General features: G+C 57.9%; 7 protein-coding genes. 4 read left to right on the top strand and 3 right to left on the bottom strand.

Annotation, left to right across the window (positions count from 1 at the left end):
• The 4 genes from V6C16_RS05790 to V6C16_RS05775 all read left to right on the top strand — a co-directional run.
• Positions 1-641: PLP-dependent cysteine synthase family protein (locus tag V6C16_RS05790; protein WP_333542876.1), on the top strand; the 641-nt coding region annotated here is incomplete at its 5' end.
• A gap of 852 nt (positions 642-1,493) precedes the next feature.
• Complete coding sequence (locus V6C16_RS05785) at positions 1,494-2,462, top strand: chemotaxis protein (RefSeq protein ID WP_333536173.1); 969 nt, start codon at positions 1,494-1,496, stop codon at positions 2,460-2,462.
• Between the two features lie 15 nt (positions 2,463-2,477).
• Positions 2,478-2,786 (top strand): hypothetical protein, encoded by a 309-nt coding sequence (locus V6C16_RS05780; RefSeq protein WP_333542875.1) that lies wholly within the window; start codon positions 2,478-2,480, stop codon positions 2,784-2,786.
• Positions 2,787-3,100: 314 nt separating this feature from the next.
• Entirely contained in the window at positions 3,101-4,378 is a 1,278-nt protein-coding gene (locus V6C16_RS05775; protein ID WP_333536171.1) for a DUF4910 domain-containing protein, read from the top strand.
• A 173-nt stretch (positions 4,379-4,551) separates the two neighbouring features.
• On the opposite strand, the gene V6C16_RS05770 is transcribed toward V6C16_RS05775, so the two are convergent.
• The 3 genes from V6C16_RS05770 to V6C16_RS05760 form a co-directional block, all read right to left on the bottom strand.
• Positions 4,552-5,244 (bottom strand): DVU0298 family protein, encoded by a 693-nt coding sequence (locus tag V6C16_RS05770; protein WP_333536170.1) that lies wholly within the window; start codon positions 5,242-5,244, stop codon positions 4,552-4,554.
• A 451-nt stretch (positions 5,245-5,695) separates the two neighbouring features.
• A complete protein-coding gene (locus tag V6C16_RS05765) occupies positions 5,696-6,295 on the bottom strand; it encodes a lysine exporter LysO family protein (protein WP_333536169.1) in 600 nt (199 codons plus the stop codon).
• On the bottom strand, positions 6,292-6,693 hold the full coding sequence (locus tag V6C16_RS05760; protein WP_333536168.1) for a LysO family transporter: 402 nt from the start codon (positions 6,691-6,693) through the stop codon (positions 6,292-6,294). Before V6C16_RS05760 ends, V6C16_RS05765 begins: the two co-directional genes overlap by 4 nt.
• Positions 6,694-7,168: the final 475 nt, after the last annotated feature.

Below are 7,168 nucleotides of genomic sequence, written 5' to 3'. Positions count from 1 at the left end.
CCATGAGCCTTGAAAGGCGCAACCTGCTCAAGGGCCTTGGCGCGGAACTGGTGCTCACCCCTGCCGCCAAAGGCATGACCGGCGCCGTGGAAGAGGCCCGCCGCATCGCTGAGGAACAGGGCGGCTTTATCCCCGGCCAGTTCACCAATCCCGAAGCTGTGCAGGCCCATTACAAAACCACCGGCCCGGAAATATACAGCGACAGCGTCGGCAAAATGGACGTGCTGGTGGCCGGCGTCGGCTCCGGTTCATCCATCACGGGCGCGGGGCGCTTTCTTAAAGAGCGCATTCCCGGCTTCAGGGTCATTGCCGTTGAGCCTGCCGCCTCCCCGGTCATTTCCGGGGGCAAGGCATCCCCTCACCTGATTCAGGGTATCGGCGCGGGCTTTATCCCCGACATTCTCGACCGTTCGCTGCTGGACGAAGTCCTGCTGGCCGACGGTGAAGAGGCTCTGGACACGGCGCGCCTGCTCATGCGGCAGGGCATTGTGGCGGGCATATCCACCGGGGCCAACGTGCGCGCAGCCCTGCAGGTGGCGGCACGCCCGGACATGAAAGACAAAAACATCGTCACTTTCGCCTGCGATACGGGCGAACGCTACATGTCCACCCGACTGTTTACCGATATGGCCCAAGGCTGAGGGCCGCTGAAGAACTCAGACCGTCCGGGCGGCCTTTCAGGCAAAAACCTGCCCCACAGGCCGCCCGGCGCATCGCCGTAAATTTCATGTAAGCAGCCCGCCGCTGCCCCCTGGCAAGCATAAACGCCCGCCCATCGGGCCACGGCAAGGGGCGCTGGCTGTCTGCACCGCGGCGTTTTCCGCTGGCACAGCAAAACGGCGCTTTTACTTTCTGCAAAACTGCGGCATTGTCATGGCAGGCATTCTTCCGTACAGGGCATTTTATTTTTGAGAACATGTCTTCTCAAAGTGTTACGGCGCGCAACAGCGTAAGTTCATGACGCTGCCGCCTCCATCCGTAACCCCTTCGGGCTGCGGCTCAAACGCGCTGCCCTTGGCGGAGGGCGCGTGCTCAGGCAGCCGCCGAAACAATTTTATTATCAACCCGCTCTAAACAGACAGAATGCCGCATTACTCTAGAGCAATTCACACTTGAAATGCTCGCTTACGGCAGGCAAAAGCCTGCCTTCTCGCATTTCGTGGCAAGGATTTTCAAGAAAATCCTTGCAGAGCAGTTAACTCATTTCATTCGTTAACTGCTCTAGGGCAGATTCACTTTGAAATGTTTCACATTTCAAAGTTTTCATTCAGCTGAAAATGCGATTTTCGGCTGACTCCACGCCACGTTGTGGCGCGTTGCACTTTCGTGCAGCGTTAGAGCATTTACACTTTTTCAAAGTTAAAATGCTCTAAATACTTTTTTTATCCTGGCCGATAAGCTGTGTACAGTTGTGTACAATGGAGAGAGTTTCGGCCCGAAGCTCCGGCATGCGGCATCTCACGGCGGCCCGCCCGCCCAATGGAGTACCTTTCATGGCGCAGACCAACATATTGCTTGAAACCGGCACGAATGAACTTGAAATAGTTGAGTTCTATGTCAATCAGGACGGCTACGAGGCTCACTACGGGCTTAACGTGGCAAAGGTGGTTGAAATCGGCCGGCGCCAGCCGGTCACAGCCATGCCGGAAATGCGCCACAAAGCCTTGCTGGGAGCGTTTCTGCACCGCAACGGCCGCATCGTGCCGCTTATCGACATGGCCTGTTTTCTGGGCAATGCCCCCATCACCAATGAAGACGCCAAGGTTATCGTGACGGAATTCAACGGGGTGTGTACGGGCTTTCTGGTTTCCGGCGTCAACCGCATTTACCGGCTGAGCTGGACGGATGTGGAGGCCCCTGGTCAGTTTTTGCAGAACATGAGCCGCAGTTCCGTAACCGGGGTGGTACGGCTGGAAGAGCGCGTCATTTTTCTGCTGGACCTGGAAGCCATTGTGGCGGAACTGCACCCCGCCATGGCCCTGCGTTTCGACGCCTCGGACATGGCCGCGCCCGACGGCAAAACCTACAAGATCCTGCATGTGGACGACTCCAGCAGCATACGCAGCCTGCTGCTGGATCTGCTCAACAAAGAAGGCCGCTTCAAGGTGGAACAGCGCGTCAACGGGCAGGAAGCCTGGGACTACCTGCAAACCGTGCGTAACCGCTGCGAGACGGAAAACAGGCCCATTTCGGACTTTTTGCAGGGCATTATCACAGACATCGAAATGCCCGCCATGGATGGCCTTGCCCTGTGCAAGCGCATCAAGGAAGACCCGGTGCTCAAAAAGCTGCCTGTGGCCATATTTTCATCCATGATCAATGACAGCCTTGCCAAAAAATGTACCCTGGTGGGGGCGGATGCCCAGTACACCAAGCCGGACCTCAAGGCGCTTTCCAAGAAGCTGTATGAGCTTATTACCGTGGCCTGGGAGCAGCGCAACGCTGCCTCAGACAAAAGCTGACTGACGCGCCAGTCAATGGCGGCGTTATTGCCCAAAAGCACCGCGCTGGGGGCAATGGGCCGGGAGCCTTTGGGCGGGATGCCCGGCGGGCAAAAACAAAAACACGATCTGCTCTTTCACCAGCGTTTCGCGGCGGGACATTCCCGCCGCTTTTTTGTTTCCACCTGCCTGAAAAAAGCCTTCCATGCCCTTGCTAATAAAAAAATTATCCTTATAAAACTCTCCGGTATAAAAAATCTTTGTCTCAGCCGGATTGCAGCCGCAAACAGTGCTGGACAAGAGTCGTCCTTTTTGCTTCCGTATGCCCCGTATAGTCCTTTATGACAGGAAGATACGCGAGCGCGGGAGCATCTGTTCCCGCCCGCCGGATTCCAGAGCGTGATCTGTCGGTGCGGGCCGCAAAGCCTGCCCGCAACAGACGCAGCCTTGCGGAAGCCATTATGCGGAAAAGCGCGGGAAAAAGGTTCCGGACGGGGGCCAACGCCGCGCCAGGGCGGCAAATGCAGCCGCCACCTGTGCAGGAGGGGAGATGCCGTTAGTGCCATTTCAGTATATGTCGGCCACAAAGGCTGTTCTTCTTTCCGTATCTTTCACGTCCGCCTCCATCGGGCGGGCAAGGGGCGCACAGGGACTTTCCCATGCCAAATCTGCACAGTTTTCTTCAGCGGCTTTTTCCCATATGCCGCAGCATTACGGGCAACGGCGTCCGGCAGACTCTATCCATACTCAAGGAAGAGCTGCCCGATCTGCAACTGCATGAAGTTCCATCCGGCACTCCGGTTTTCGACTGGACCGTGCCGGACGAATGGAACATCACCGAGGCGCGGCTCAGCGGGCCGGATGGCGAAGTCATTGCGGACTTTGCCCACTGCAACCTGCACGTTGTGGGCTACTCCGAACCGGTGGACATCCATCTGTCGCTGGATGACCTGCAGGAGCACCTGCACTCCCGGCCGGACCTGCCAGAAGCCATACCCTACGTTACGTCCTACTACGCCAGGCGCTGGGGGTTCTGCCTCAAACACAACGTGCGCCAGAAGCTCAAACCAGGCACATACCACGCGGTCATACGGGCCTCTCTAAAGCCTGGGCATCTTTCCTATGGCGAACTTGTGCTGCCGGGGCAGAGCGAAAAAGAAATATTTCTGTCCACCTATGTGTGCCATCCCTCTATGGCAAACAACGAACTTTCCGGCCCTGTGGTGGCTACCGCCCTGGCCCACTGGCTGCAAAGCGCGCCGCGTCGCTACACCTACCGCATTGTCTTTGTGCCGGAAACCATCGGAGCCATTACCTATCTGAGCAAAAATTACCAGATGCTGCGCCAGCGTGTGGCCGCGGGCTTTAACCTGACCTGCCTGGGCGACGACCGCGCCTATTCCTACGTACCCAGCCGCAAGGGAAACACCCTGGCCGACAGGGCGGCGCTGCACGTGCTGCGGCACTTTGCTCCGGACTTCGTGCGCTACACCTTTCATGACAGAGGCAGCGATGAACGCCAGTATTGCGCGCCCGGCATTGACCTGCCGCTGTGCAGCGTCATGCGCACCAAGTACCATGTCTTTCCCGAATACCACACATCGCTGGACGACTGCTCGCTGGTCACGGAAAAAGGGCTTCAGGGCGGCTTTGAAATCATGCGCAAGATACTGGAAACACTTGAAGAAGACGTTACCTATCAATGCCGGGTGCTGTGCGAACCGCAACTGGGCAAGCGCGGGCTTTATCCCACGCTGAGCACCCGCTATTCCTGTAACGAGCAGGTAGACCTCATGATGGACCTGCTGGCCTATGCCGATGGAAGCATGAGTCTGCTGGAGGAAGCGGAAACCGTGGGCGCGGATATTTTCCGCTGCGCGGGGGTCATGCGGCAGCTTGAAGAACAGGGCATCATCAGCAAAAAAATCGAAGGCTGAGTGAAAAAAAAGCGTCTCCACTGTGAAACTGCCTGTTTCACAGTGGAGACGCTTTTTTTGCTACCTGGCCGCGTAATGTGGGTGCGTCCGGGCCAGACATGGCTGTGAACTGAAAATCCAGCGCAAATTTTCGAAGCGGCGGGAAGGCGACAAACCCTCTGCCTGCGTCAGGCTCAGGCGGAAAGCCTGGCCAGAGCCTCTCCGGCTAGCTGGCTGACGCTCTTTTCATACACATCATTGCCGTCGAAAAGCTCACACATCTCTTCGTGCCCGGCATCAGCCAGACGCCGCAGGGCCGGTGCGTCCATAAGGTCGGGCGGCAGCTGGCTCAACGCCCAGGCAGACATGCCCCGGCAGATGATGTCCTGATCCTCCAGTCCCTTGAGCAGCCATTTGCGCGCGCCAAGGCACAGCTCGGGCCGCGCCTGCGCCAGACGTCCGATGCTCCAGTAGCAGGAGCGCCGCAGGATGTCGTGATCGCAAAAGTTGTCATCGTGACCGAGATCAATGATGTAGGAAACGAGGATGCGGTGAAAATCCTTGGCAAGCAGGGGGCTGGCGGCGAGAATTTCGCCAAAGGCGTCGGGGATGCCCCATCCGATATTGCCGGACTCTTCGTTCAGATGCCACATGAGGCGGCGAATGATGTTTTTTGCGGCTTCGGGCTGCTTTTCCGCCAGACGGGCCGTTACCAGCCCCAGTGCCACAGCGGCGCGGTGCATGGTCTGCGGGCCGAGCAGCAGAAAAGAAAAAAGCGGACCGACATTTTCAAGGCCGCCCTGGGCGATTTCTTCCAGATGGTCGCGCCATTGGGGGCTGTTGATACATTCCTTCAATTTTTGTTTGGCTGAGCGCATACGGGCCATGACATATCCTCCAGGGGCTGTATTCCGGCTCCGTGTATATAGTTATAGTTTTTTACGGTTCTGGCAAGGCGGCGCGCCCAGACCGCTCTTTGCGCGGGCTTGCGGCAAGGGAACCGGCCTTACCTGGCGCAGACGGCCTTTGAGAACATGCCTTCCCAAACTTCAGGACACGCTCGTCCCAGCGCGTTACGGGCAGACAGGGAGCGCCTGTCCCACGCGAGCGTTTCACGGGTTGCGTGCTCTGGCGCTGCACGAAAGTGCAGTGCGCCGCAACATGGCGTGAATTTCGCTGAAAATTGCATTTTAGAGCAATTTAACTTTTAAATTACTCGGACGGCTGCGTGAGCAGACGTTCGCTACGGAGGCGTAAGCGCAGTTTATCTGCGCGGTTAAACGCCGAAGTGAGCGTGCCTTAAACTTTGAGAATGTATATTCTCAAAGTTAATCTGATCTAGATGCCGCAGAAAAAAGTCACCCAGAATGGCACGCTGAAATCCAGCACCAGCGCATGCACAATGGATATGAATATCCACTGCTTGCCCGCATAGCGGGTAATCACGGGCAGGGTGGTGTCCAGGGTGGAGGCCCCGCCGCAGCTTATGGCTGCCGTAGGCCCCAAAAAGCGCACCAGCAGCGGCGTAAAAAGCAGGGTCATCAGTTCGCGGGCGATATTGCTGATAAGAGCGATGGTTCCCAGTTCCGGCCCCTTGTACTGGGTGATGAAGATGGACGAAAGCGAGTAATAGGCAAAACCCGCCCCCACGGCCATGCACTCCGCCGCGCTGTAAACCAGAAAAAGGCTGGCAAGGGCCGTCCCCGCGAAGGTTCCCACGGTGGTGGCAAGAGGCAGCAGCAGCACGCAGGGCCGCAGCGTGCGCAGCATTTCACCGAGCCTTCTGTCCGCTCCCATTGACACGCCCACCAGCAGCATGAGCGCCCACAACACATAAAGTGTCATGTCGTGCTCAATGAAGTAGTCAGGCACGACACCCAGCCGGGCCAGCAAAACCCCGGCGCCGAAAAAAAACAGGATCATCAGGCTGCCGTTCATGAATGTGAACCACCCTGTCCCTTACCGGCGGAATTCCCGCCAGCAGCCGAATCCACAGGAGCGGCGACGCGCGCGGAGCAGGAATTTCCCGCAGCGCTGCTTGCGCAAAACGCTTTCAGCGCTTCAGGCTCCGGGGGCTGCCGAAAAAAACGGCGTATGCACAGCACGCAGACAAGGGAACCGCCCACGCCGAACAGGGTCAGCAGCACGGCGGCGCTGCCCAGTTCAGGCAGGGCGCTCATGAGTGTGCGGTTGCCGCCCACAGAAATACCCAGGGCAAAGAGCAGCAGTACAATGGCGGGGGTCACGCAGCGTGAAAGCACTGCGGCCAGAGGCCTGCCGCGCAGCAGAAAACCCGCCAGCATGCCCAGAAACATCAAACCGATGGCGACAAACACGAGACCTCCGAAAAACCGTCCATAGCCCTCGCGGCAGACCCAAAACATGCGCCCGGAACGGAACGGCAAACCAGAATTCCGGCACCGAGCATTTCAAACGGCAACTGTTCCGTATCCGGGGCATTTTCAACGCCAAGCCATTCCGAAGCATTTTGGTCTTGCGGCTACGCATCGCAAAGCCGCAAGAGGCCCACGGCGGCGCTTGACGGCGCAAGCCAAAAGCCTTGCTGTCTGCAGTCGCCAGCCTTTCTGCCAAGGGCTGAAGCCGCGTTCGCGCCCTGGTGACGGGCGGCCGCCAGAACAGTTCCAACGTAATTGCCCCGGATACAGGGCATTCAAAGCGTAATGCCCTAGAGCAGATTAACTTTGAGAATATACATTCTCAAAGTTTAAGGCACGCTCACTTCGGCGTTTAACCGCGCAGATAAACTGCGCTTACGCCTCCGTAGCGAACGTCTGCTCACGCAGCCGCCAG

The organism is Desulfovibrio sp. 1188_IL3213 (assembly GCF_036763145.1).
Classification (GTDB): Bacteria; Desulfobacterota; Desulfovibrionia; order Desulfovibrionales; family Desulfovibrionaceae; genus Desulfovibrio.
This window is presented reverse-complemented; position numbering and strand designations above follow the sequence as displayed.